Source organism: Limosilactobacillus oris DSM 4864 (genome assembly GCF_001434465.1).
Taxonomy (GTDB): Bacteria; Bacillota; Bacilli; order Lactobacillales; family Lactobacillaceae; genus Limosilactobacillus; species Limosilactobacillus oris.
The window spans coordinates 26,235-50,909 of the sequence record NZ_AZGE01000007.1; the positions used below are offsets into that span (position 1 = coordinate 26,235).

Annotated in this window: 25 protein-coding genes and 1 tRNA gene; 20 read left to right on the forward strand and 6 right to left on the reverse strand. The window is 51.7% G+C overall.

Translation table 11 applies throughout. From position 1 onward, the window contains the following. Nucleotides 1-9: 9 nt before the first annotated feature. The gene (locus FC49_RS04410; protein ID WP_056984389.1) at nucleotides 10-477 is read right to left on the reverse strand and encodes a GAF domain-containing protein; all 468 of its coding nucleotides are present in this window, start codon (nucleotides 475-477) and stop codon (nucleotides 10-12) included. A 121-nt stretch (nucleotides 478-598) separates the two neighbouring features. On the opposite strand from FC49_RS04410, the gene ezrA reads away from it, so the two are divergent. From ezrA to fucP, 4 genes are all read left to right on the forward strand, one after another. Further along, complete coding sequence (ezrA, locus tag FC49_RS04415) at nucleotides 599-2,293, forward strand: septation ring formation regulator EzrA (protein ID WP_004564527.1); 1,695 nt, start codon at nucleotides 599-601, stop codon at nucleotides 2,291-2,293. 301 nt (nucleotides 2,294-2,594) lie between these two features. After that, complete coding sequence (gene rbsK, locus FC49_RS04420; protein ID WP_004564515.1) at nucleotides 2,595-3,518, forward strand: ribokinase; 924 nt, start codon at nucleotides 2,595-2,597, stop codon at nucleotides 3,516-3,518. A 10-nt stretch (nucleotides 3,519-3,528) separates the two neighbouring features. Beyond that, the gene (gene rbsD / locus FC49_RS04425) at nucleotides 3,529-3,924 is read left to right on the forward strand and encodes a D-ribose pyranase (RefSeq protein ID WP_004564513.1); all 396 of its coding nucleotides are present in this window, start codon (nucleotides 3,529-3,531) and stop codon (nucleotides 3,922-3,924) included. Nucleotides 3,925-3,941: 17 nt separating this feature from the next. Beyond that, the gene (gene fucP / locus FC49_RS04430) at nucleotides 3,942-5,303 is read left to right on the forward strand and encodes an L-fucose:H+ symporter permease (RefSeq protein ID WP_003716129.1); all 1,362 of its coding nucleotides are present in this window, start codon (nucleotides 3,942-3,944) and stop codon (nucleotides 5,301-5,303) included. A 71-nt stretch (nucleotides 5,304-5,374) separates the two neighbouring features. Here the strand turns inward: fucP and FC49_RS04435 are convergent, their stop codons facing one another. Further along, complete coding sequence (locus FC49_RS04435) at nucleotides 5,375-5,710, reverse strand: hypothetical protein (protein WP_003716053.1); 336 nt, start codon at nucleotides 5,708-5,710, stop codon at nucleotides 5,375-5,377. Between the two features lie 138 nt (nucleotides 5,711-5,848). Between FC49_RS04435 and FC49_RS04440 the strand changes: the two genes are divergently transcribed. The 8 genes from FC49_RS04440 (at nucleotide 5,849) to FC49_RS04475 (ending at nucleotide 16,143) form a co-directional block, all read left to right on the forward strand. After that, the gene (locus FC49_RS04440) at nucleotides 5,849-6,160 is read left to right on the forward strand and encodes a hypothetical protein (RefSeq protein ID WP_003715992.1); all 312 of its coding nucleotides are present in this window, start codon (nucleotides 5,849-5,851) and stop codon (nucleotides 6,158-6,160) included. A 41-nt stretch (nucleotides 6,161-6,201) separates the two neighbouring features. Beyond that, nucleotides 6,202-6,272 (forward strand) — tRNA-Gly (locus FC49_RS04445). A 293-nt stretch (nucleotides 6,273-6,565) separates the two neighbouring features. Continuing rightward, entirely contained in the window at nucleotides 6,566-8,254 is a 1,689-nt protein-coding gene (argS, locus tag FC49_RS04450) for an arginine--tRNA ligase (RefSeq protein ID WP_004564517.1), read from the forward strand. 391 nt (nucleotides 8,255-8,645) lie between these two features. Continuing rightward, nucleotides 8,646-10,808, forward strand: a complete 2,163-nt coding sequence (locus FC49_RS04455) for a PBP1A family penicillin-binding protein (protein WP_056984390.1) — start codon at nucleotides 8,646-8,648, stop codon at nucleotides 10,806-10,808. 70 nt (nucleotides 10,809-10,878) lie between these two features. Then, a complete protein-coding gene (locus FC49_RS04460; protein WP_004564520.1) occupies nucleotides 10,879-11,250 on the forward strand; it encodes a YlbF family regulator in 372 nt (123 codons plus the stop codon). A 98-nt stretch (nucleotides 11,251-11,348) separates the two neighbouring features. After that, the gene (locus FC49_RS04465; protein WP_004564506.1) at nucleotides 11,349-12,578 is read left to right on the forward strand and encodes a metallophosphoesterase family protein; all 1,230 of its coding nucleotides are present in this window, start codon (nucleotides 11,349-11,351) and stop codon (nucleotides 12,576-12,578) included. After that, nucleotides 12,568-15,036, forward strand: a complete 2,469-nt coding sequence (locus FC49_RS04470; protein ID WP_056984391.1) for an ATP-binding protein — start codon at nucleotides 12,568-12,570, stop codon at nucleotides 15,034-15,036. The genes FC49_RS04465 and FC49_RS04470 overlap by 11 nt, the downstream gene beginning before the upstream one ends. A gap of 150 nt (nucleotides 15,037-15,186) precedes the next feature. Continuing rightward, on the forward strand, nucleotides 15,187-16,143 hold the full coding sequence (locus FC49_RS04475; RefSeq protein ID WP_056984392.1) for a peptidylprolyl isomerase PrsA: 957 nt from the start codon (nucleotides 15,187-15,189) through the stop codon (nucleotides 16,141-16,143). A gap of 43 nt (nucleotides 16,144-16,186) precedes the next feature. On the opposite strand, the gene FC49_RS04480 is transcribed toward FC49_RS04475, so the two are convergent. Both FC49_RS04480 and FC49_RS04485 read right to left on the reverse strand, forming a co-directional pair. Continuing rightward, entirely contained in the window at nucleotides 16,187-16,411 is a 225-nt protein-coding gene (locus tag FC49_RS04480) for a hypothetical protein (RefSeq protein WP_056984393.1), read from the reverse strand. Further along, on the reverse strand, nucleotides 16,411-16,845 hold the full coding sequence (locus FC49_RS04485) for an HIT family protein (RefSeq protein ID WP_003715339.1): 435 nt from the start codon (nucleotides 16,843-16,845) through the stop codon (nucleotides 16,411-16,413). Before FC49_RS04485 ends, FC49_RS04480 begins: the two co-directional genes overlap by 1 nt. A gap of 116 nt (nucleotides 16,846-16,961) precedes the next feature. Between FC49_RS04485 and FC49_RS04490 the strand changes: the two genes are divergently transcribed. Genes FC49_RS04490 through trmB form a run of 3 tightly spaced genes read left to right on the forward strand, consistent with a single transcriptional unit; the run spans nucleotide 16,962 to nucleotide 19,553 of the window. Continuing rightward, nucleotides 16,962-17,699: an ABC transporter ATP-binding protein gene (locus FC49_RS04490; RefSeq protein ID WP_039929761.1), complete on the forward strand. Its 738-nt coding sequence runs from the start codon at nucleotides 16,962-16,964 to the stop codon at nucleotides 17,697-17,699. Continuing rightward, on the forward strand, nucleotides 17,692-18,900 hold the full coding sequence (locus FC49_RS04495) for an ABC transporter permease (RefSeq protein WP_003715337.1): 1,209 nt from the start codon (nucleotides 17,692-17,694) through the stop codon (nucleotides 18,898-18,900). Before FC49_RS04490 ends, FC49_RS04495 begins: the two co-directional genes overlap by 8 nt. 2 nt (nucleotides 18,901-18,902) lie before the next feature. Further along, on the forward strand, nucleotides 18,903-19,553 hold the full coding sequence (gene trmB, locus FC49_RS04500; protein WP_003715344.1) for a tRNA (guanosine(46)-N7)-methyltransferase TrmB: 651 nt from the start codon (nucleotides 18,903-18,905) through the stop codon (nucleotides 19,551-19,553). Between the two features lie 65 nt (nucleotides 19,554-19,618). Here trmB and FC49_RS04505 read toward each other — a convergent pair whose 3' ends face one another. Continuing rightward, the gene (locus FC49_RS04505) at nucleotides 19,619-19,954 is read right to left on the reverse strand and encodes a PepSY domain-containing protein (RefSeq protein WP_003715350.1); all 336 of its coding nucleotides are present in this window, start codon (nucleotides 19,952-19,954) and stop codon (nucleotides 19,619-19,621) included. A gap of 137 nt (nucleotides 19,955-20,091) precedes the next feature. Between FC49_RS04505 and FC49_RS04510 the strand changes: the two genes are divergently transcribed. The 5 genes from FC49_RS04510 to FC49_RS04530 all read left to right on the forward strand — a co-directional run bounded on the left by FC49_RS04510 (nucleotide 20,092) and on the right by FC49_RS04530 (nucleotide 23,695). Next, nucleotides 20,092-20,412 carry a thioredoxin family protein gene (locus tag FC49_RS04510; RefSeq protein ID WP_056984394.1) on the forward strand — a complete coding sequence of 107 codons (321 nt, stop codon included), beginning with the start codon at nucleotides 20,092-20,094 and terminating at the stop codon, nucleotides 20,410-20,412. A gap of 251 nt (nucleotides 20,413-20,663) precedes the next feature. Then, entirely contained in the window at nucleotides 20,664-21,311 is a 648-nt protein-coding gene (ytpR, locus tag FC49_RS04515) for a YtpR family tRNA-binding protein (protein WP_004564509.1), read from the forward strand. 27 nt (nucleotides 21,312-21,338) lie between these two features. After that, nucleotides 21,339-22,646 carry a UDP-N-acetylmuramate--L-alanine ligase gene (gene murC, locus FC49_RS04520; protein ID WP_003715349.1) on the forward strand — a complete coding sequence of 436 codons (1,308 nt, stop codon included), beginning with the start codon at nucleotides 21,339-21,341 and terminating at the stop codon, nucleotides 22,644-22,646. Nucleotides 22,647-22,714: 68 nt separating this feature from the next. Further along, entirely contained in the window at nucleotides 22,715-23,428 is a 714-nt protein-coding gene (locus FC49_RS04525; protein ID WP_003715335.1) for a Bax inhibitor-1/YccA family protein, read from the forward strand. A gap of 63 nt (nucleotides 23,429-23,491) precedes the next feature. Beyond that, nucleotides 23,492-23,695: a hypothetical protein gene (locus FC49_RS04530; RefSeq protein WP_034537546.1), complete on the forward strand. Its 204-nt coding sequence runs from the start codon at nucleotides 23,492-23,494 to the stop codon at nucleotides 23,693-23,695. A 192-nt stretch (nucleotides 23,696-23,887) separates the two neighbouring features. Here FC49_RS04530 and FC49_RS04535 read toward each other — a convergent pair whose 3' ends face one another. Continuing rightward, complete coding sequence (locus tag FC49_RS04535) at nucleotides 23,888-24,556, reverse strand: YoaK family protein (protein WP_176605837.1); 669 nt, start codon at nucleotides 24,554-24,556, stop codon at nucleotides 23,888-23,890. Nucleotides 24,557-24,675 lie beyond the last annotated feature (119 nt).

The following is a 24,675-nucleotide window of genomic DNA, read 5'->3' on the forward strand; positions in this document are numbered from 1 at the left end:
TACCATGATTTACGCCGCCTCGTCAATGGCTTTCATAATAATCGCGGCCGCGGCGGTCATGCAGGCAACCAGCTGGTCGTCGAAGCGGTCCGGTACCGGAGCGTCAAGGTCTAGGACCCCATAAAGCTCGCCATTCGACTTGACAAGGGGGACGACCAACTCTGACCTTGCTGCAGCGTCGCAGGAGATGTAGCCGGGGTATTGGCTGACGTCAGCGACCACCTGCGTTGTTTGAGTTTGGGCCGCTGTTCCACAAACCCCAGTTCCCATTTTGATGTGCATACAGGCGACCTGCCCTTGGAAGGGGCCGAGGACCAGTTTATTGTTTGCCTGGTCATAGAGGTAAAACCCGGCCCAGTTGAGCTGGCTCACAGATTGGTTGATCAGCGCGCTGGCGTTGGCGAGGATTGCCAGCGGGGAAGGTTCGCCCGCAAGGAGGCTTGTCAGCTGGTTAAGCAGTAATTGGTTATTCTTCATGGTGAATTCACCCTTCTTTCTTTCAGATAAGCACCGGCAAGCAGGCGGTACTATGGTATAATTTTACCTAGAATATACCACTGGCAGCGATTGTCAACTGGTTGAATAATTAGGTGGGGTAATGATGTTTCAAATTTTAATTGCAATTTTAGTGATTGTTTTGTTACTGCTGTTAGGAATCGTGTGGTTCCAACGACGGGCAATTCAGCAAATTAGTGAATTACAGGCGGTCAGTGCGCATCTTAGTAAGCAACCACTGGCGGCTAACCTGAAGAAGGCGCAGCAAATGCAGCTGGTGGGGGATGCCCGCGACCAGCTAGCAAAGTTGCAAAAGGAATACGATCAATTGGCCCCCGCCATTAAGCGGCTGAACAAGCAGGGTGAGGACCTCCAGGCAGCCGTTAAGACTAGCCAGTTACTAACGATTAATTCGGCGATTAGCGACTACCGTGAGGCAATCGAAAAGGCCAGTAAGCAGGCTGACCGCTTGCAAAAGCAGTTGCGGACCCTCCATCAACAAGAAGAAAACCACCACGAAGCCGTTGACCAGCTGAAGCAGCGTTACCAGCAGTACCACCAACAGCTCGATGACAAGAGTTTTGAGTACGGCGAGACGACTGACCAGTTGAATGACCGCTTAGCTGACTTAGAAGACCGCTATGCTAAATTTACTGACCTGACGACCAAGGGCGATTTGGAAGCCGCCCAGGAAATCCTGACCGACCTCCAGGCTGATAACCAGGAATTTGACGACTTGCTCAAAAAGGTTCCCCAACTTTACAAACCGCTGGTGGCTGAATTTCCGGATCAGCTGGCGGAACTGCGGAGTGGTTACGAAACCTTGACCAAGCAGCATTATCACTTTACGGAGAAAAAGCTGGGACAAAAAATTGACCAGTTGCAGGCAAAATTGACGCAAACCGTTAAGCAGCTGAATGACCTTCAGGTGGATGTGGTCGAGCAGTCTAACCAGGACCTTTCTACCGAAATCGACCACTTGTATGACGTAATGCAAAAGGAATTGGATGCCAAGCCAGAAGCCCAGCACTTAATGAAGGTGATGGGTGAATTCATTAATCACGCCCGCCGGCAGAATGATGAGCTGACAAAGGAACTAAAGCGGCTCAACCTTAGCTACACTTTCAATAATAATGAAATTGAGGCTGCCCGCCGGCTTGATGAACGGATCAAGGCGATCGACAAGGACTACCAGCGTGATGCCCAGGCCATCAAGGACGATCAAGCCCTGTATAGTCAGATCCTCGCAAGCCAAAAGGCGAACCAGCAGGAGCTGACTGCGGTCGAGGAAAAGCAGCGGGAAATCAACGATGAGGTTGCTAAACTCCAAACTGATGAACAACGGGCCAAGAAAATGCTCCAACGGTACTCGGTCGATATTCGAACCATTAAGCGTCAAGTGGAGCAACTTAACCTGCCAGGGCTGTCAACTGATTACCTTGATTACTTCAAGGGAGTTAGTGACGAGATAAAGAAACTAGCCGCGGCCTTAGGGCAATACAAGGTCGATATGGACGACGTCACCAAACAGCTGATTATGGTAGAAGCTGATTTGGAGACCCTGCATACTAAGACAAACGACCTGCGGGACAGTGTCGAGCTCACGGAACGACTGCTGCAATACGCCAACCGTTTCCCGAATGATGAAACGGTTGAAAAGGCTGCCCAGGAGGCGCGCCAGTTGTTTAGTGAATACGAATACGCAAAGAGTCTGGAAAAGATTGGGACAGCCCTGGAAGAAGTGGAACCCGGTTCCTTCAAACGACTCGAAGACAGTTATTACAACGAAAACCATTAAAATTAGAATCAGTTGGCTTTTACCGGCTCGTAGTATCCCCAATCAGGGTGCTGCGGGCCGGTTGTGTTTTTAACAGCAAGCAAAAAAGTTTAAATTTCACAAATTATTTTATTTGTAATTTAAATCAGGAAAATGGCGGTCACAATTAATAAAACGATTTACCTAAAACTTTGTGAATTTATGCGTTTGGCTATCTTTAGGCTTGTAAAACGTTTTAATAAGCGTTATTATACAAAAGTCATCTTGAAAACGTTTTTATGAAACGTTAGATTATTTTTTGTTTGAAATGGAGGACTAAAAGATGGTTAACCATGTCGTGGTTCTGGGCAGTATCAATGTGGATACTACCTATCACGTGAACCGTTTCCCGCAGCCCGGTGAAACAATCGCTGCGCAGAGTAAGAGTTCAGCTCCCGGTGGCAAAGGGGCTAATCAAGCCGTAGCTGCCGCCCGTTCTGGTGCGCAAACTGCATTCGTCGGGGCCGTGGGTTCCGATAACGAAGGCCAGTACATGCTGGAAGCGCTGAAAGAAAATGATATTGATACTAGTCACATCAACATCGACAAGTATCATGGAACGGGGAGCGCGGCCATTACCCTGGACGCCAATGGTCAAAATGACATCATGGTTTATGGTGGTGCCAACCAGGCGATGCAGCCGGGTGAATTTGGCGACTTGTCTGAGCTGCTTACCCACACGGACTTCCTGATTGCCCAGTTTGAAACACCGCAGGCAGTGGCCCTGGATTTGTTCAAGCAGGCAAAGGAACAGGGGGTCACCACGGTTTTGAACCCTGCACCAGCTCACGAAATTATGCCGGAACTGCTTCAGTACACGGACGTGATTGCACCGAATGAAACCGAATGTGCATTGCTGACGGGGATTGAACTCACGGATGAAGATTCAATGCTCAAGAGTGCGGACTACTTCCGTGAACGCGGGGTTAAGCACCTGCTGATTACCTTGGGTGACCGGGGCGTCTTTTACTCCACTCCAGACGACCATGGGCTGGTTCCCGCCTTCAAGGTCAAGGCGGTTGACACGACCGCTGCCGGTGACACTTTCATTGGTGCCCTGTGTTCCCAACTGGAAAAGGACTTGGCCAACGTGGAGGATTCACTCCGCTACGCACAACGAGCTTCTAGCCTGACCGTGCAACGGATGGGTGCGATGCCGTCAATCCCAACCGGTGAAGACGTTAAAGCAGCATTGAAGCAAGAATAGGAGAATAGTAATGAAGAAAACTGGTATTTTAAATTCAGAAGTTGCCTCCGTAGTTGCTGGCATGGGCCACATGGACTGGCTGTCAATCGGTGACGCCGGAATGCCGGTGCCGGCCGACACCAAGAAGATTGACCTCTGTGTCGACAAGGAACTGCCGAGTTTCATGGATGTTTTGCAAAACGTCCTCAAGGAGCTCAAGGTTCAAAAAATCTACCTGGCAGACGAGATTAAGGACCAAAATCCCCAGCAGCTGGAAAACATCAAAGCTGCTTTACCGGACGTGGAAATTGCCTTTATGCCCCACAGCGATTTGAAGAAGAGCCTTTCTAAGACCCACGCCTTTATTCGGACTGGGGAAATGACTCCGTACTCCAACATCATCCTCGAATCAGGCGTTACATTCTAAACAAGGAGAGTTAGAAAATGGATAAGGAAAGAAAACAGAGCTGGATTCAGCTTCCTGACGGTTACTTAAACCGGACCCCAATCTTCCAATTTGTAATTTTATGTTTAATTTTTCCACTTTGGGGTGCCGCAGCGAGTCTAAACGATATTTTAATTACGCAGTTTAAAACCGTCTTTACTTTGAACGATACCGCGACCGCCTTCGTGCAGAGTGCCTTTTATGGTGGTTACTTCCTGATGGCCATCCCAGCATCGATTTTGATTAAGAAGACCTCCTACAAGCTCTCAATCTTAGTCGGGTTGCTCTTCTACATTATCGGGTGTGGGATGTTCTTCCCGGCTTCCCACGTTGCGACCTACAGTATGTTCCTGGCGGCCATCTTTGCCATCGCCATCGGTTTGAGTTTCCTGGAAACCTCCTGTGATACCTACGCTACGATGTTCGGTCCAAAGGCCCAGGCCAACATGCGGTTGAACATTGCCAACGTCCTGATTCCACTGGGGGACATCACGGGGATCGTCCTCGGGAAGTACCTGATCTTTGGTGAGGGTGGTAACATTGCGGACAAGGTCAAGGGAATGAGCGCGGCTGAGGCCGAAGCATTCAACCAGCACATGCTCCAGTTGACCTTGCGGCCGTACAAGTACATTTTGATTGTCCTGATCATTATCTTCATAGTCCTGGCAGTGACGAAGATGCCACGGGCCAAGGCACTGGCTACCGGTGCCAATGGTGAAGCTGGTGCAGAGGCTCAGGAAGACCAGCCAAGTATTCGGGAGTCATTCCACTACCTGTCACACAACAAGCGTTACATGAAGGGGGTACTCTGCCAATTCATCTACGCCGGAATGCAGACGACAGTATGGTCATTCACTATCCGGCTGGCCCTGCGGATTGACAGTCACATTTCCGATGCTGACGCTTCGACCTTCATGATTTACAGTTACGTTGCCTGGTTCTTCGGTAAGCTGGTTGCTAACTGGTTCTTGAAGCGTTACTCCATCACTAAGGTTCTGACCTGGTTCTCACTGCTCGGGACGGTTTCTCTGGTAATTACCTTTACCGTGCCAAACATGACGGCGGTTGTGGCGGCAATTGCCACAAGTTTCTTCTTTGGCCCAGAATGGCCAACGATTTACGCCCACACTTTGGACCAAATTCACGAAAAGAAGCACACTGCCATGGGTGGGGCCTTCATCGTGATGTCCTTGATCGGTGGTGCCATCGTGCCAACTATCCAGGGACGGGTTTCCGACCTTTCTGGTTCGATGCAGCTGTCATTCATCGTGCCAGCAATCTGCTTTGCACTGATTACCCTCTACTTCTGGACGGAACACCGCTACGAATTAGCGCATCCGGACGAAGTTGAAGAACACTAATTAATTTTCAGTTAAAAAGCCACCTGCTTGAACGGAAGCGGGTGGCTTTTACTTTTTAATGAAGAAAAATGCTAGAAGAAGACGATAATTACGATCATTGCAATGACCAGGGCAATCGTCACTCCGGTGGTCCGCAGGGGGTTACCAAACGTCTCCCGTTTGAGGCGGAAGGTGTTCTCAAGGTAAATGTAGACGATAATTAGGTAGAGCAGCCAGAGAATGTTGGGGATGAGGACAACCGGATAATTAGTAATCAGCTTGATAACTGAGAGGGTTAGCAGGATGAAGTAGGCAATCCGTGCAATGCCGAGCCAGTCGGCAACGTGCTTTTCCTTTTTGGAGTGGTTTCCTCCGATGGTGGCGATAATTAGGATCACGACCATCACTTCAGCAATTGGTTTTATCATAACAGTAATTCCTTTCTACGATGATTTTACCATTAATGCTGGACGGTGACCAACCGGTCGTTAGACTTGAAAAAGGATTAAAAAAAGTGTAAAGTGTTTCCTGTTATCCCATTGGAAATTATTAGCGAGGTGAAAACTATGGCTGATTTTGAAATCGGTGATGTTGTCGGCTGCAAGAAGTTTGGGCCGATGGATCACGACTTCCAGGGAGTAGTGGAGAAAGTTTATAACAATTCGATCATGGTTTCAATTAATGACTTTGATCCAGCTGATAAGAGCGGTGTCAATGAATTGAACGGCCGGGCAGTGATTCGGCAAGACGAAGCTAAGATGATCAAAGCAGTTCCCCGGGAAGACAAAGATACTGACGACGAGGAAGAAAGCAAGGATACCAAGAAAAAGCCAGCTAAGCGGAAAAAAACCACAAAAAAGGCTGACAAGAAAGATTAATTGGTGTATACTAACTTAGTATTAATGATTAAGTTAGTTATGCGGGTATAGTTTAGTGGTAAAACTTAACCTTCCCAAGGTTGCGTCGCGAGTTCGATTCTCGTTACCCGCTTAATTGAGAGCCAGGTGAATTTCACTTGGCTTTTTTGTCGCTTGTATTTACACGAATCTTTGCTATAATGAATGACTGTAAAAGCTGGCGTGAGTAGTAACGGATGACCACTATGCAGCGACCCCAAATTTGGTGTGAGTTGGGGGAGTGGTTCCAGTGAAGGCGTGCGCGTCAGGACAGCTAAATTAGTCTTTAAAGAGTGGAAGCCAATTCAATTAGAGTGGTACCGCGGGAAATCTCGTCTCTAGTATGTTTTTTCATACTGGGGACTTTTTATTTGAGGAGGAAATCAAATGGACGAAAAACAACGAGTAGCATCGGCAGTTGCTGCCGCCTTGCCAGACTTATCATTAGAAGAAATTGTTGACAAGATTGAACGGCCAAAGGATGCCAACAACGGGGACTACGCTTTCCCAACCTTCTTCCTAGCCAAAACGCTGCACAAGGCTCCGCAGATGATTGCGGCGGACCTGGTGGAAAAGATTGACCAGGCCGGCTTCGAAAAGGTCGTTGTCGCTGGTCCTTACATCAACTTCTTCCTGGACAAGGCCCAGGTTGGAGCGGAGATTATCAAGGCGATTTTGGCTGACCCGGCTGGTTATGGTAAGAAGGACCTCGGTCACGGGGCCAACGTGACGATTGACTATTCGTCACCGAACATCGCCAAGCCAATGGGGATGGGACACCTCCGTTCGACCATGATCGGTGAAGCCATCGCCCGGATTCTGGCGAAGGAAAACTACACGCCAGTCCGGATCGACTACCTGGGTGACTGGGGCACCCAATTTGGAAAGCTGATGGCGGCCTACAAGATGTGGGGGAGCGAAGAAGAGGTCAAAAAGGACCCAATCAACACCCTGCTGAAGTACTATGTCCGCATCAACACCGAAGCCGAAGAACACCCGGAATACACTGACGCTGGCCGGGAGTGGTTTGCCAAGCTCGAACATGGTGACAAGGAGGCCTGGCGCCTGTGGCACTGGTTCCGCCAAATTTCCATTGAACGGTTCCAAAAGGTTTACGATATGCTGGACGTCCACTTTGACTCCTTTAACGGTGAAGCCTTCTCGGCCCAAAAGATGGATGACCCGATCCAGCTGTTGAAGGACAAGCATTTGCTCAAGGCCAGCCGGGGTGCGCAAATTGTCGACCTGGACGCCTACAAGCTGACGCCACCGCTGATTATCAAGAGCAACGGGACGACCACCTACATCACCCGGGACCTAGCGACGGCCCTCTACCGGAAGCGGATGTTTGGTCACGCCAAGTCCTTGTACGTCGTTGGTGCCGAACAGGAAAACTACTACAAGCAGCTCAAGGCGGTCCTCAAAGAAATGGGCTTCACTTGGTGGGACCAACTGGAACACATTTCCTTCGGCCTGATGAACCTGAACGGGCAAAAGATGTCGACGCGGAAGGGGAACGTGGTCAACCTGGAGGACGTCTTGAACGACTCCATCAAGCTGGCTCGCCAACAGATTGCCGAAAAGAATCCGGACCTGCCAAATGCTGATGAGGTGGCTAAGCAGGTCGGTGTCGGCGCCGTCATCTTCCACGACCTCAAAAATGACCGGCGGAATGCAGTTAACTTCAAGCTGGAAGACGTGGTTAAGTTTGAAGGGGAAACCGGCCCGTACGTTCAATACGCCCGGGCTCGTGCTGAGAGCATCCTCCGCAAAGGTGGTATCCGCGACTTCAGCAATGTTGACCTGACGACTGTTGGGGACGCGGCTTGGGACATCCTGAGCTTCCTTGGTCAATACAGTGACGTAGTGGAACGGGCTGCGGTCAACTATGACCCGTCCGTAATCGCCAAGTACGCGCTGGAGTTGTCCAAGAAGTTTAACCAGTACTACGCCCACAATCGGATCCTCCAGGACGACGAAGGCCAACCGGCCCGCTTAGCCCTTGTTCAGGCCGTTAGCCACGTCCTCAAGGATGCCCTGGCAATGCTTGACATCAAGGCCCCGGACGAGATGTAGTTAGGGAGAACTTGACCGGACTTCATTAATTGAAATAAACTAGCAAACGAGGCTGGGAGAAAACGTTGCTTTTCTCACCAGCCTCTTGCTAGTTCTTAACTATTATAAAGATAACGTGCGAAACCAATAGGCTAACTGCGTGTCGTAACCACAGGGCTAGTGTCTAACGCCGCGAAGCAAGGCTATTTGCCTACGAACGCTAGCCGGCCCGTGCCGTGCCAACTATCGTTCTAGGTTAGCCATACGCCCTGTCGAGAAGGTTATTTCCCACTCACGTTTTTTATTTGCACTTGTTAAGCCTTGCTAAAAAAATCGCCGAAAGTGCGGCAACCAGTGGAAAGTGTGCTAAAATGGTTTGCATTCTAAAATGAACGGATAATGGAGAGAAACAATGAAACGTGAGCCACAAACAAATTCTACCAAGGACCGCCTGGTGGCCTGGTTAAAGAAGGTGGGCAAACAGCTGCTGGCATTTTTGCAAGACGCCTGGCAGCGCTTTAAGAAAAAACTCAAACAAGTCTGGCACCGTTATCAGCTGACTCGCTGGTTAATAGTCGTTTTCCTAAGCCTCTTTTTGCTGATGAGCATTCACTTGACCTTCGTAGCGAAGACTTCGGACGTCAAGAACTTGCAAAACCGCCTGTCACGACCGACGATGATTTACGACAATAAGAAGCAGTCGGCCGGCAGCCTGTACTCGCAAAAGGGAACCTACGTGAAGCTAAGCAACATCTCCTCGAGTGTTCCTGACGCGGTGCTGTCGACTGAGGACCGGAATTTTTACCATGAGCACGGCTTCTCGGTAAAGGGCTTGGGTCGGGCAGCCTTCCTGCTAGTCAAGAATAAGGTTCTCCACCGTGATTACATTTCTGGTGGGGGGAGTACTCTGACCCAGCAGCTAGTCAAAAATGCCTTTTTGACCCAGCAGCAGACCTTCTCGCGAAAGGCACGGGAAATTTTTATTGCGATCGAGGTCGAGAACCAGTATTCCAAAAACGAGATTCTGACCATGTACCTCAACAATGCCTACTTCGGCCACGGAGTCTGGGGGGTCCAGGACGCGGCCCGGCGGTACTTTGATGTCAACGCCAGCCAGCTGACGGTTCCCCAAGCAGCTACTCTGGCGGGGATGCTGACCTCGCCGGGGATTTACGACCCGATTGACCATCCGGAAGCAACGCGGGAACGGCGGAACATGGTCTTGCAGCTGATGGTAGAGAATAAAAAGCTCAGCCAGTCGGACGCAAACGCCTATAAGAAGACTTCCCTGGGAATCAATAGCGGCTACGTGGCTAATGACAGCTACAAGTACCCCTACTTCTTTGACGCGGTGATTTCCGAGGCGGCCAGCCGGTATAACATTTCTGAAAAATCGATTATGAATGACGGCTACAAAATCTACACGACCCTGGACCAGGATCAGCAGCAATCAATGCAGGATACCTATGATAATGACAATAATTTCCCTGATGACTCTGCTGATGGGACGATGGTGCAGTCAGCATCGATTGCGATGAATCCGAAGACTGGGGGCGTGACCGCGGTCGTTGGTGGCCGGGGCAAGCACGTTTTCCGGGGCTTTAACCGGGCTACTCAGATGCGTCGGCAGCCGGGGTCGACGATCAAACCAATCGTTGTCTACGCACCGGCACTGGAACACGGTTATTTCTATGATTCGGAGCTCCAGGACAAGAAGCAGTCTTACGGGACCAACAACTACACGCCGAAGAACTACGATGATACGTATAGCGGCAAGGTGCCGATGTACAAGGCCCTGTATGAGAGCTTGAACGCTCCGGCAGTCTGGTTGCTTAACAAAATCGGGGTTAACCAGGGCTACAAGATGGCGGAAAAATTCGGCCTGCCGGTAGAGAAGGGCGATAAGAACCTGGCCCTGGCCCTCGGTGGAATGACCAAGGGGGTCTCGCCCCAGCAAATTGCCCGTGCGTACGCGACCTTTGATAATGACGGGCAGATGCCGACCCCGTACTACATCACTAAGATTGAGGATGCTTCGGGAAAGGTTGTCGCCCAGAATAAGGGCTCAAAGGTCAAGCACGTCATTTCCAGCAAGACGGCCCGTGAAATGACCAGTATGCTGATTGGGGTATACGAGCACGGAACCGGGGAAACCGCTAAGCCGGCGGGGGATACCCTGGCTGGAAAGACCGGGACGACTAATTCCGGAGTCAAGGGTGACGAGTCCAACGATCGCGATAAGTGGATCGTTGGCTACACTCCTGACGTGGTGGTCGCCACCTGGGAGGGCTATGATGATACCAACTCAAGTCATGTGCTGAACGATATTTCCGAGCGAAACATCAACGGCCTCTTTAAGAATGAAATGTCCGGGATTCTGGCGAATACACCGGGAACCAAGTTTACGGTCCAGGACGCCCAGACCCGGGCCAACAAGCGGGTCAAAAACACGTCGGGGTGGAAGTCCTTCTTTAATGGTGGGGACAACGACCTGATGAACCGGTTCAACCAGTCGGTCAATAATATTGGCGACAAGGCCAGCCAGTTCTGGAACAACGTTAAGTCCCTCTTTTAGCCCCGCCGTTTCACCACTAGGCAAAACATGATACAATTTATAATAATGAACCAAAAAGGAGTTATCGAAGATGGTTGTAAATATTTATGACACGGCGAATGACATGAGCCGGCAATTAGTTGAAACGCAAGAATACCAAGGCTTAAAGAAGGCCTTAGACGAACTGAAGGCGGATAGCGAAGCCTTTGCTTCATTCAAGAAGTTCCAACAGATGCAGGTCGAAGCACAGCAAAAGCAGATGAAGGGTCAACAGCCAAGCGAAGACGAAATCAAGGCCATTCAGACCCTGGCTAAGGAAATCAGCGGCAAGCAGGCAGTGCAAAACTTGATGAACCAAGAACGGCAAATCGACCAGATGCTACAACAGCTGAACAAGACGATTACCAGCCCGATTCAGGATCTGTACAGTGAAATCATGCCGCAGTCTAACGAAAATAACTAGCAGGACCCGCTAGTAAGTGGGCTTGGAAAGTTTTCCCGGCTCATGGTACTACCTGGCCTCCAGCGTTCGGCTTTGCTAGAACGGTGGGGGCTTTTGTATTGTTAATGAAGAATGGGGTGAAAATGGTGAAGTTTATTCATACGGCAGATTTACACCTTGCCAGTCCCTTCCAAGGATTGACCGAGATGCCTAGTCAGTTGTGGCGGCAAGTTTATGACTCCACTTTTGCCGCCTTGCGGAGGATCGTCGACGCCGCGATTACGGAACGAGTCGATTTTGTCGTGATTGCGGGCGATATTTACGATGGTGAACGGAAAAGCATTGCGGCCGTTGACTTTTTCAACAAACAGCTGACCCGGTTGGCTCAGCAGCACATTCCGGTCTTTCTGTGCTATGGCAACCATGACTTTCAGCAGGTGACCGCTGCCAACCAATCCCTGCCGGCGAATACCCGTGTTTTGGGCAACCAGGTCACAACGGCCACCCTTACACTAGCAACCGGTGAACGGGTCGCTATAACCGGTTTTAGTTACGGGCAGCGGTGGATCAGCACGGATGTCGCAAGAAAATACCCGGTAAAAGGGGCCGTTGACTGGCAAATCGGGCTCTTGCATGGCGCACCATACCAGGCAGGGGCCGACAACCATTACGCCCCCTTTACGGTGGATGAGTTAGAGAGCAAGCACTATGACTACTGGGCACTAGGCCATATCCACAAACACCAGGAGCTGGCTACCACCCCGCCGATTGTTTATAGTGGAAATCCCCAGGGGCGGCATAAAAATGAGGCTGGCAGTCATGGCTACTACCTGGTTCACAGTCAGGGTTCCCGCCTGATTCCGGAGTTCAAACCGGTTGCTGGCATCGGCTGGCGGACGGTGAGCGTTGACCTTGACGCTTGCCAAACGGAAGCGGCGGTTGACCGGGCAATTACCAGTGCGGCGACCATCAACGCGGCTGGCCACCTGCAGCTTTGTGCGGTTCAGGTAACAGCAAGCAGGCAGCAGTGGCGGCTGCTAGTGGAGAACGGTAGCCTGCTTACTCACCTGCAAAGTCGTCTACGGATGGAAGAAACAATTGAGTGGTGGCCTTACCAGCTGACCTTGGCGACGCGGCAAGGGGAACCGCACTTGCCATCCTTGGACCAGCGCTACTGGGCCCAGGCCAAGCAGGCGGTTTTCACGGCGGAGAACCTGGCGGCGGTGATCAAACCGCTGGTTAAGCACCAGCCCCTCTATGACCAGTTTGCTGATCACCAGAACTTGGCGGAATTTGAGCAGTGGGCGGCGGCCTTGATTAGTGAACGGGAGAAGCAGGATGAGAATTAAAAGTGTTCACATTGACGGTTTTGGAAAGTGGGTCGACCAGGATTTTTCCTTGGCGGTAAACCCGCAGGTGATTTATGGTGAAAACGAGGCCGGGAAAACGACGCTCGCCGTCTTTATCCGCAGCATTTTATTTGGCTTTGCCAATGCGAAGGGGAAAAACCGATTTCAGCAGTACCGACCGCGAACGACCGCGGCATATGGCGGCAGCCTGCTGGTGGAAGCTGACGGCCAGCAGTACCGGATTACCAGGACAGCGGGTCGCGACGGCGGCAGGGTAACCGTCACCGACCAGCGGGGCCAGCAATTTGGCCAGGAGAAGTTAGCGGCCCTCTTGGGGAACGTTGACCTGGACCTCTACCAGGCGATCTTTGGTATTCGGCAAGCGGACCTCGCCAGGATCAGTGACCTTAGCCGGGAAGATGTGCAACGGCAATTACAGCAGGTCGGGGCGGTTGATAGTGGTGAGTGGCGTCAATTGGTCGCGGAATTGCTCAAAAAGGGGGATGAAGTCTTCAAACCCCGGGGACGCAAGCCGACGCTTAACCAACACCTTACCGAGTACCAGGATTTACAGCAACGGATTCAGCAGGCGCGGGGCAAGTATGATGACTACCAGCGTCTACTGAAGACTCGCGGGGCGGCCCAAGAGCAGATGAAGACTGGGCAGGCAGAGCTGAAAAAGGCTCAAGCCCGCCAAAATGATTTGGAACGCCTGGCCCGTCTCTGGCCTGTCTTTCAGCAGTGGCGGCGGGGCCAGGATAGTTCTCGGGCTGAGCTAATCAGCGATGAACAAGTGGCGGCAGCCGACCGGCTCGGTATCCAGGAGCAGGAGCTGCGGCGGCAAATCAAAAGTCAGGAAGCTGAACTAGCCCAGCTCAACGGTCGGCTCAGCCAGTTTGACCAGGCCCAGTTGAATGACTACCATGACCACCTGGCAGAGTACCAGGAAATGCGGGGCCAACTGCTCCAACTAGCGGCTCGGGATGACCAGCAACGCCAGCAGGGACGCTTCCAGGAACACCGAGCCCAGGAGAAAAAGCAGTTGCAGGAGCGGTATGGACAGGTACCGCCCCAGCCGCTGAGCGAACGGGAACTGACCCAGTTGGAGCAGCTCAGGAAAGCCCCGGCGCCGCTAGCTAACCAGGGGATCATTTTAGCTTTGCTGGCGTTTGGCGGCCTGCTCTGCCTATTTGGCTTGGCCAGCCAGCATGGTGGTTTGCGCAACCTCGGCCTGCTCTTGGTAATCGCGGCCGGCGGTTGGGGCTACTACGGCTACCGGCAGGAAAAACAACAGTTAGCGCGGCGGGACGCGGCCTTAGTATCTTTTGGCCGGGCTCACGGGCTCAGCAGATTTTCACCAGACCAGTGGCTGACCATGCAGGCGGACCTTCATCGCTATGCTGAACTCAGTAACCAGTTGTCAAACTCCGCTTTAGGGGCAGGCCAGAGCCATGAACAGTTGCTGACTATCAAGCGGCGGCTGGCTGGTAAAGTCAGTGGGGAGCACGCCGGGGAATTGGCCCGCAACCTGCTCGCTTGGGAAAATCGCTGGGCCGACCAGTGGCGGTCCTGGCAAGCTATCCGCCAGCAGCTAGAACGGGCCCAGCGGCAACTAACGGCCCTAAAAAGCCAGCTCCGGGAGGTACAGAATGACAAGTGGGCTATCTACCAGTCGGCTGGTGTCAATAGTGACGTGGATTTTGCCCGCTTCCTCCAGCAGCGGGCCCGGGCCCACCAGCAGCAAGTTACCACGGCGGTATATGACCAGCAGCTGACGGACGAGGATAAGGTAGCACTTGCGCGCTTTACGGACGAGACGGCGCTAAAACGAGAGTGGGAGCGGTTGAGCGACAGGGTGGCCCGTGAACAGGCAACCTTAGAAGCGGCGCACCGGCAGGAGCAGGCCGCGGAGGTGGAAATTCGGGGGCTGGCAGCTGACGGGACCCTGCCAGAACTAGAACAGCGGGCGGCCAACCTTGCGGCCCGGATTTGGCAGGAGGCCCAGCGGTGGACGACCTACCAGCTGACGGCCCAGTGGATCAACCAGGCATTGATTTTAGCTTCCGCGGACCGGTACCCGGCCATCATTAAGGCCGCAGAGGAGTTTTTTGCGACCTTAACGAACCAGCGGTATACCAAGATTTTGCTTAATGAAGAAGGCGTCGCGGTGTTAACCGCTGGGCAGGAGCGGTTTGCGGTCGAAGAGCTGTCGACTGGGACCGCCGAACAGCTTTACGTTGCGCTGCGTTTGGGCTTTATCAGTGTGATGAGTGACCAGGTCTCCCTGCCGATTATTATTGATGATGGCTTTGTCAACTTTGACTATCTACGCAAGGAACGGGTACTCGCGATTTTGACCCGATTAGCCCGCCATAACCAGGTCCTTTACTTTACTGCCGACCATCGGGCCCGTCAGCTAACGGGCGTAATTGACCTTGAACGGCTAGATAGTGAATAAATTGTGAAAATCACTTAAACTTTTTCTTGAAAGCCTCGGCGGAGGGGGGAATTGTGGTATATTGAGAAGGTACAAAACGGTGGGGCGAAGACCACCGGCTGACGTTTTTCGTCAGGGTGAAAGTTAAAATACTACAAGGGATGTGTTTTTTTGAAATCAAAGAAGTTAATTGCGGTAATCGCGGGGGCGGCCCTGATGCTGCCACTGGCTGCCTGCGGAAATAAGGCGGTAGCCACAACCAGCGGGGGAAAGATTACCCAGAGCGAATACTATTCCAGTATGAAGGCCACCAGCAATGGTAAGCAGGTCCTGCAACAGATGATTTTGGACAAGGTCCTGGAAAAGGAGTACGGCAAACAGGTATCTGACAAGCAGGTCAATGCCCAGTACAACAGCTACAAGTCCCAGTACGGCTCCCAGTTCAGCGCCTTCTTGCAGCAAAATGGGATGACCGAAAAGTCACTCAAGCAGCAGCTGCGGTCTAACCTCCTGCTGGAAGCCGCGGTTCGTGATTACTCTCACATTACGAACAAGCAGATCAATGCCCAGTGGAAGAAGTACCAGCCAAAAGTTCAAACAGCTGAGATCCTTGTCGGTAGCAAGAACGATGCCCAGGACATCATCGACCAGCTGAACAACTCAAGCGACAAGTATAAGACCTTCAAGAAGCTGGCAAAGTCAAAGTCGACTGACACTTCCAACAAGGATAATGGTGGGCGGGTTCCTGCTTTTGACAATACGGATAACTCGCTTGATTCGGCATACAAGGAAGCTGCCTTTAAGCTCAAGACTGGTGAATACACCACGACCCCGGTCAAGACCGATGATGGTTACCAGGTGATCTACATGATCGAACACCCGGCTAAGGGGAAGAAGAGCCAGCACATCGCTGACCTGCGGACCCAGATTGTTCAGGAAAACATGAACAACCGGACCTTCCTCCATAAGGTCGTTTCTAACGTCCTCAAGAAGGGGAATGTTTCCATTAAGGAAAACGATGAGAAGAACATCCTGGATGACTACCTGAATTCCAACGGTGCGACGAGCAACAGTGGTACCTTGGGCAATTCGAGCAACAGTAGCTCTTCCAGCAATGCCAATAACTAGGTAATAAAAAACATCGGGTATTTAATTGCCCGATGTTTTTTTACTATGCTTTGCTTTGTTTGCTTAACCGTTCAGTGATTTCCCGGATTTTATCCAGGCGCGGCTGGTCCTTAAACTGCCACTTGGCAATGTCCTTTTGCACTTCTGCCTGGAACTTATTGACCGCGGGCAGACTATCCTGGAGTTGTTTGACGTTCGTGGTCAATCCCTGACAGGAACGGACGAGCTGCCGAACGTCAGTCACCGTTTCTTTGATTGCCTTAAACATTACTGTTCATCTTCCATCTGCTTGACGATTGCTTGCTGAATTTCCTTGTACTTGTCCTCGTCATACTTAGCGGAATTATCCTTAAAGATAATCTTGAAGTCGTCCTGGTCAGTGTAGCGGGGAACCAGGTGAATATGGGAGTGGAAGACTGATTGGTAGGCCACTTCACCATTGTTGTTGATGATGTTCATCCCCTTAATTGCCGGGTTGGACTTCTTAACGGCGCGGGCAATCTTTGGCAGGCGGGAAAAGACAGCGGCAGCCAGGTCCTCATCGTAGGCGAAGAGGTCCTTGACGTGCTTCTTAGGAACCACGAGGGTGTGCCCTGGTGTGCCCTGGGAAATGTCGAGAAAGGCCTTGACAACGTCGTCTTCGTATACCGTGTAGCTTGGGATTTCCCCAGCAATTATCTTGCAAAAAATACAGTCAGTCATGTGATCGCACTCCTTTAACTTTTGTGTCTATCCCTAGTATACCGAAAAAGCGGGAGGGCTGCACCGGATATGTTATAATTAATGGTTGAAATTAAGACTAGCAAGGGGGAACGATGATGGCACTTGAAGTAAAGAACCTGGTAGGGGGATATTCACAGATTCCCGTCCTAAAGCAGGTTAGCCTGGCGGTCCAGCCGGGGGAATTAGTGGGTCTGATCGGCTTAAACGGGGCGGGAAAGTCCACGACCTTAAACCACATTATCGGTTTGCTGCGGCCGTTTTCCGGGACGATTACCCTCAACGGACTGACCTTAGCCGAAAATCCGGCCGAGTATAAGCAGCAGATTGCCTACGTTCCCGAGACGCCGATCCTGTATGACGAGTTGACGTTGCGGGAGCACCTCGAATTAACGATGAACGCGTACGGACTTGACCATGAGGCAGCCTGGCAGCGGGCTCATAAGCTGCTTAAACTGTTCCGGCTCGACAATAAACTGGACTGGTTCCCGGCGAACTTCTCCAAGGGAATGAAGCAAAAGGTGATGATTTGCTGTGCCTTCATGACCAACGCCAAACTGCTGATTGTGGACGAGCCTTTCTATGGCTTGGACCCCCTGGCTGTCCATGACTTGCTGAAGCTGATTGAGCAAAAGAAAAAGGAGGGGGTGGCCGTACTGATGTCGACCCACGTCCTCGATACTGCGCAGCGCTACTGTGACCGCTTTGTCCTCTTAGCTAACGGGCAGGTCCGGGCCCACGGAACCCTGGCGGAACTCCGTGAGCAGGCAGACCGGCCGGATGAGTCGCTAGACGAAATTTATCTCGGCTTAGCAAGGGATGATCAAGATGAGTAGACTATTTACGAAACGCCGCCAGCGTCACTTTATGATGCTCCTGAAGTATTGGCGACTGGTGTTCAACGACCACTTTGTCATCGCCCTCTTTTTCCTCTTTGGCGCGCTGGCCTACGGGTATTCAGAATGGTTGCCAACCCTCAGTGCTAACCAGTGGTGGCCCCGTTTCATGCTGATTGCTTGGTTTGTCCTGTTGGCCCAGATTGGTCGGCTGGCGACCCTGATCAAGCGGCCGGACCCGGTTTTCCTCTTACCTCAGGTTCGGGCCATGGATGGCTATTTGAGACGGGCCTACCTTTACAGCCTTGTGCTCGCGGAGGGAATGACCCTGGCGGGAACCTTTGCTGCCCTACCGTTCGCCCTTACAACGGAACGGCTATCGACAGTTGACATTGTAGCCGTTTTTCTGACGGCGGTAGTGACAAAGGATGACTGGCTGTTTACCGCCCGCAAGTCCATCAGCCTTCGTTGGTCAAAGCAGGGCTGGCGAACCCAAGCGGAGTATTGGCTGAATCCCTTGTTGGCGGCTGCGGCGACCTGGCTTGTCAGCCCCTTGTTGGGGTTGGCAGTGGCAGTAATTTTGGATGTTGCGATGCGGCTAGTTTACCGTGAACTGACAATTGACTGGCAGGCGGCGGTCAAAATGGAAAGTAACCGGATGTACAGCGTTTACCGCTTTTTCAACCTCTTTACCGACGTACCGAGCGTTCAGGGGAATGTCAAGCGCCGGCGCTGGGCGAATGGACTGGTGCGGTGGCTGTCAAACGGCCACCGGCCATGGGCGTACCTCTACGCGCGGGGCTTTGTCCGCAATACGGACATCAGCGGGATTGTTATCCGGCTGACCTTACTGGGGATGGCCCTGGCGTTCCTGGTTCCGCTCCAGTGGCTAAACACCGCGCTGGGCGTCCTGTTTATCTACCTGATTGCAACCCAGTTAATGCCGTTGTACGGCCAGTACGATGCCAACGTCTTGACCCACCTCTACCCGGTTCAAACTGAGGAACGGGTCAAGGACTTCCAACGGCTCCTGACCCGGGTAACCGTGATTGAGGCGGCACTGATTGTCCTGGCAAGTATTGGTCTGCATTTCGACTGGCGAGGCTTTTTACTCAACCTGGTCTTTGCCACAATTGAGGTCGGGATTTTGACCCGCTTCTACTTCAAATTACGAATAAAAAAGTTAAGTGAGGAATACTAATTATGCGTGTGAAACATAAAAAGTGGGCGGATCCGCTGATTGCGGACCACCCGGAGATGATCGTAACCAATGCCGAGGAGGTGAAGGGTCACTGGCAGGACCGTTTTGCCAAGAAGCAGCCAATTCACGTTGAAGTCGGTATGGGGAAGGGGCAGTTCATCATTGGGATGGCGAAGGCCCATCCGGAGATCAACTTTATCGGCCTGGAAATCCAGCGGACGGTAGCAGCTATCGCCTTGAAGAAGGCCCTCGCAGAGGAGTTGCCCAACCTCCAGCTGATCTGTGGTGATGGTTCTGACATCACCAACTACTTCGAGGACCATGAGCTTGACCGTCTCTATCTGAACTTTTCGGACCCATGGCCGAAGACGCGTCATGCCAAGCGGCGGCTGACCTACCACACCTTCTTAGCTGGCTACCAGCAGGTGCTCAAAGATGAAGGGGCAATTGAACTGAAGACTGATAACATGGGCTTCTTTGAATTCTCCCTCCAAAGCATGAACAACTATGGAATGCTCTTCGATGGGGTGTGGCTCGATTTGCACAACAGTGATGAGAACGAGCATAACGTTGAGACCGAGTACGAGCAAAAGTTCGCGGCCAAGGGCCAGCCAATCTATAAGCTGACGGCGCATTTTAAGAAGGACGAATAAGAAAAGCGTTCAAAACCAGCTAACAACTGATTTTGAACGCTTTTTAACTTGGTTAGTCACGGAGCTTAATTTTCCAGCCGTTTTAATTCCAGCAGGCTGCCGGTAAAGGCGTCAACCTTAAACTCGTAATTTACCGGTTCACCATCTTCTAAGCGCGTTAAGCCGCCCTGGTAGGCGCTGGTCTTAACGGCGAAGCGTTGGAAGGGAGTCTGCCGGTGGTCGATCCAACTGCCGGTGATGGTTCCCTCCTTAGCAAAGTCCCGGCGAATTTGTTTGAGCGCCCGGTTAGCCGAGTAGGGCCGTTTGCCAAAGAGCTTGCCGGCCAGAAATCCTGCGACCCCGGAGGCTCCCAGTGTCACCGGGACCAGCCATGGATTGAGTGTGTTGTTTGAATCGTTCATTGCAACGCTTCCTTTAATATAATGATTACCCAATTCTAACATTAACGGCGGTAAAAAGCCAAGCAGGTGCTATTTACGAGTAATTAAGAAGCAGTTATGGTATAGTAACGTTGTAATCAATGAGGAGGGATACTTCTATGGAAAAGTTACCTGTAATTAAAGATGACCAGTTAATCGACAAGATTGGTCAGGGCAAGGTTGTCCTGTTCTTCACCGCTGGTTGGTGCCCTGACTGCCGCTTTATTAAACCCGCCGTGCCGGAAATCGAACAGGATTTTGCGGATTATACCTTCTACACCGTCGACCGCGATGAAAACATTGACTTGGCAGCAGAACTAAATGTTTTTGGGATTCCGAGCTTCATCGCTTATGACCACGGCAAGGAAATTGGCCGGCTAGTCAATAAAGATCGCAAAACTAAGGAACAAGTTGAAGATTTTTTGCGGAATTTGAAGTAAAATAAAAAAGCAAGTCAAAATGGCCCGCTTTTTTTAGATTTATAAGGAGGCCGGGGACCACTCAGCCTCCTTTTTCTTGATGGAGATAAGTAGAGCAGCAGGGCAGTTAGCAGCTTAGCCGGTATTGACCCCGACCTGTGCTGATCCTGCTGTGGATTAGTAGAAGTGGGACGACGAACCAGGTGGTTTGGTTCAGTCCCACTCCCTTTTCTAATTCAGCGGTTTGAAAGTAAAGGAGACATGAATAGAGAATGTTAATTGCAAGCTATAATCCAGCAGAGATGGGCGACATCCTAGTAACGATTACCGCGCCTAATAATGGTGACCAGACAAGCACGATCAAGGATGGAGTTGTCCAAATCGTGAGTGCCAAGGACCAGCAGCTGCTTGGCTACAACTTTATGGACGCCAGCAAGCTGTTGCCGGAATTGACAAAGGAAAATGGTCAGGTCTTCCTGACCGATGACCAGGTTGCCAAGCTCAACCAGAAACTGACTCAAGCCGGGTTTGACCAGCAATTAACGGCCGACCATACGCCAAAGTTCGTGGTCGGGTACGTCGAGAAGATGGAAGACCACCCGAAGTCCGACCACCTCAAGGTCACCCAGACCCGGATCGGTGCTGACCAGACAGTTCAAATCGTCTGTGGTTCGCCGAACGTCGCTACCGGTATTAAGGTGGTCGTGGCGCGCCCCGGTGCCATGATGCCCGATGGCAAGCTCATTTGGCCCGGCGCACTGATGGGGGTCGAAAGCGATGGGATGCTCTGTGGCTTCCGTGAATTGCGGATGAAGAATGCTCCGGACAAGAAGGGCCTGTGGATTATTCCTGATGATTGGCAGGAGGTTGGCGAGGCAGTCGACTTTGCCAAGGCTGACACCTTCTTCCCAGCAAACTAGGCAGGAACACGGAAAGGAAAAGAGAGAATGGAAAAGAAGACATATTACTTCATCGGCATTAAAGGCACCGGGATGGCGGCCCTCGCCCGCGTTTTACATGATCAAGGAAACGAAGTCCTCGGCTCAGACATTGCGAAGGAAACCTTTACCCAGGGACCCCTGCTCAAGGCGGGCATTCAGATCCTGCCGTTTGACCCTGCCAACCTCAAGGAGGGGATGACGGTGATCAAGGGGAATGCCTTTGCCGAAGATCATCCGGAAGTGCTGCGGGCCAAGGAAATGGGCCTGCCGGTGCTGACCTATCCGGAAGCGGTCGAAAAGGAAGTGGCGGACCACACCAGTATCGGAATTGCCGGTGCCCACGGCAAGACCAGTACCACGGCCCTGCTGTCCCACGTCCTCGCCGCGGTTGAACCAACTAGCTACCTAATTGGTGATGGTGTCGGCAAGGGGAACGATGACGATCGTTTCTTCGTCTTTGAAGCGGATGAATACCGGGACCACTTCTTGGCTTACCACCCGGACTATGCCATTATGACCAACATTGACTTTGACCACCCGGACTACTTCAAAGACATTGATGACGTGCGCGGGTCATTTGAAACTTATGGTCGGCAAGTCAAGAAGGCCATCTTTGCCTGGGGTGATGATGCCAACCTGCGGAAGTTGGACGTCGACGTGCCGGTTTACTACTACGGGACCGGGGCTGACGATGACTTCCGGGCTGAGAATATCCGCCGGACCCCGGCTGGTTCGACCTATGACGCCTACTTCCGCGACCGGAAGCTGGGAACTTTCACCATCCACCTCTACGGTGAGCACAGCATCCTGAATAGCCTGGCAGTTCTGGCGGTGGCTTACATGGAAAAAGTCGACATGGACAAGATCAAGCAGGAACTCGCCAACTTCTCCGGGGTCAAGCGCCGGTTCAGTGAGACCGATGTTGCTGACGACAAGCTGATCGACGACTACGCCCACCACCCAAACGAAATCAAGGCAACGATTGATGCTGCGCGACAGAAGTTCCCGGATAAGGAAATCGTGGCGGTCTTCCAGCCTCACACGTACTCCCGGCTGGCGGCGTACATTGATGGCTTTGCTGCTAGTCTGAGCAAGGCGGACAAGGTTTTTGTAACGCCAATCTTCTCTTCCATTCGTGAGCAGGACGGGTCGGTTTCCAGTGCGGACCTTGAAGCCAAGATTCCAGGCAGTGAAGGGGTCGATATGGATAGCATTGACAAGCTGACGAAGTACCATAACGCGGTGCTGATTTTCATGGGTGCCGGCGATATCGAAAAGTATGAAGAGAAGTTCAAAGAATTGCTTAATAAGTAGTCAAAAGGACCACTGGCAAGCCCAAATGTGGTATTGTATTTCAATAAGCTTTTAGGAGGAATTAAATAATGGACAATTTTCCAAATGATTCTGGCCGGCGCGTGGTTGCCGACCAGGCGGGGTTGAATAGTTTCCTGACTAAGATGTACGGAAACATGACCCTGGCAGTCTTAGTTTCCGCACTGAGCGCCTACTTGACGATGAACGTCTTTGCTACGCAGGTGCTGGGCTACTTCCAACAGCACCAGGGGATGGTATGGCTGATTCTTCTCTTGCCAATCGCGTTGTCGATGGGGATTAGCTTTAGCGCCACCCGGAACCCGGTTGGTGGTTTTATCATGCTGATGCTGGTGGCGATTATTTACGGGGTTGAGTTTGCCCTGATCGCGGGAGCATTCACGGCGGCTAACATCACGGCGGCCTTTATTTCTTCGGCGGCGGTCTTCGCGACGATGGCCCTCTACGGGACGGTTACCAAGCGGGACCTCAGCAAGTTTGGTGCCCACGCCATGGCGGCACTGGTAGCCTTGATTATCGCTTCAATCATCAACATTTTCTTGAAGAGCCCGGCAATTACCTACATTTTCTCTTACATTGCCGTGATCATCTTCGTGGTGCTGACGGCATGGGACGCACAGAAGATGAAGCAGATCTACCTGAATTACAGCAATGAAAATTCAGTGATGGGTCTGGCAATCGTGGGCGCACTCCAGCTCTACCTGGACTTCGTCAACCTCTTCATCTCCTTCCTGCAAATCTTTGGGATGAGCGACCGGGACTAATATATTTTGTAAAGACTCCTGTGGCGATTGGGCCGCAGGAGTCTTTTCTTGGGGGTAATCAAAATGAGTAAGTATAATGCACTCTGGTCGTTTGTAAGTCAGCAGGATGGGACAACTGTCACGCTATCGTTTGCTGAAATTGAACAGGCCGCAGGGGTGCCGTTGGATCATTCTTTTCTTTCTTACAAGAAGGAGTTGATAGACTACGGCTGGCAGGTGGAAAAGATTTCTCTGAAAAGGAAGACGGTTAAATTTAAGCGGCGATGAAGGGGAGCGAGTGGTAAATAACCTCCTTGACTAACTGAGAACGATACGGGTCGACTAGTATTCGTAGGCAAATAGCCTTGCTTCGCGGCGTTAGACATCAGCACTGTGGTTACGCACGTTAATTTTATAATAGTTAAGAACTAGCAAAAGGCTGGGAGAAAAGCAACGTTTTCTCTTAGCCTCCTGCTTTTGTTAGGGGTTCACCCGCTTCTTTTGGAAGTAGTAAATAATATCGGTGATTAAGATGACGAGGACCGCAACCCAAATCGTCTTCATCCGGAGAAATGGTTGAATGACCGCAGAGCTGATGGCGCCGGTGGTAAAGGCCAGCACAATCAGGAAGTAGTCAAAGCCGATGATGAGGTCAGCGCGGTCGTGGTGGTAGCCGTATTCCGTCCAGGCGACGACGAACTTCTTAATATTCCCGGTGGTAAAGACGCTGCTGTAACCGAGCCCCTCGATTTTGCTAAAGGCGGTGTTAAGCAGGGCGAGACCAAAGGAAACCAGTCCGACTGACAGGTAGGTGGGGAAGTCCTCTGGCATGGCACCGACGAAACCACCGATGATGAGAATCGGGAAGAGGCAGAAAATCCGCCAGTATTTGATATGGGCCTGAAAGCCGATGGCGACGATGATGCCTAGAATATAGAGGATGATGGCGCCACAGCGGTCAACGATGCCGATGACGTTGTGGTTGACTAAGGCGGCACTGAGGAAGACGATGTTGCCAGTCTGGGCGGCAGCAAGGGTGTGCCCGCACTGGATGTAGGTGAAGGCGTCCAAAAAGCCGCCGCAAAAGGTGAGGAGGATGGCAAAGAGCCGGGCCTCCTCGACGTGACGTTTGTTTAGCAGTTTGTCCAAAATAATCCCTTCTTGCAAATTAGTACATCCTCATTATATTACACTTAGAAGGCTAAACAGGGAACTAACAGTCGGCTTTAATCTTTGGTACAATAACACTATCAAGAGAAGGGACGGAG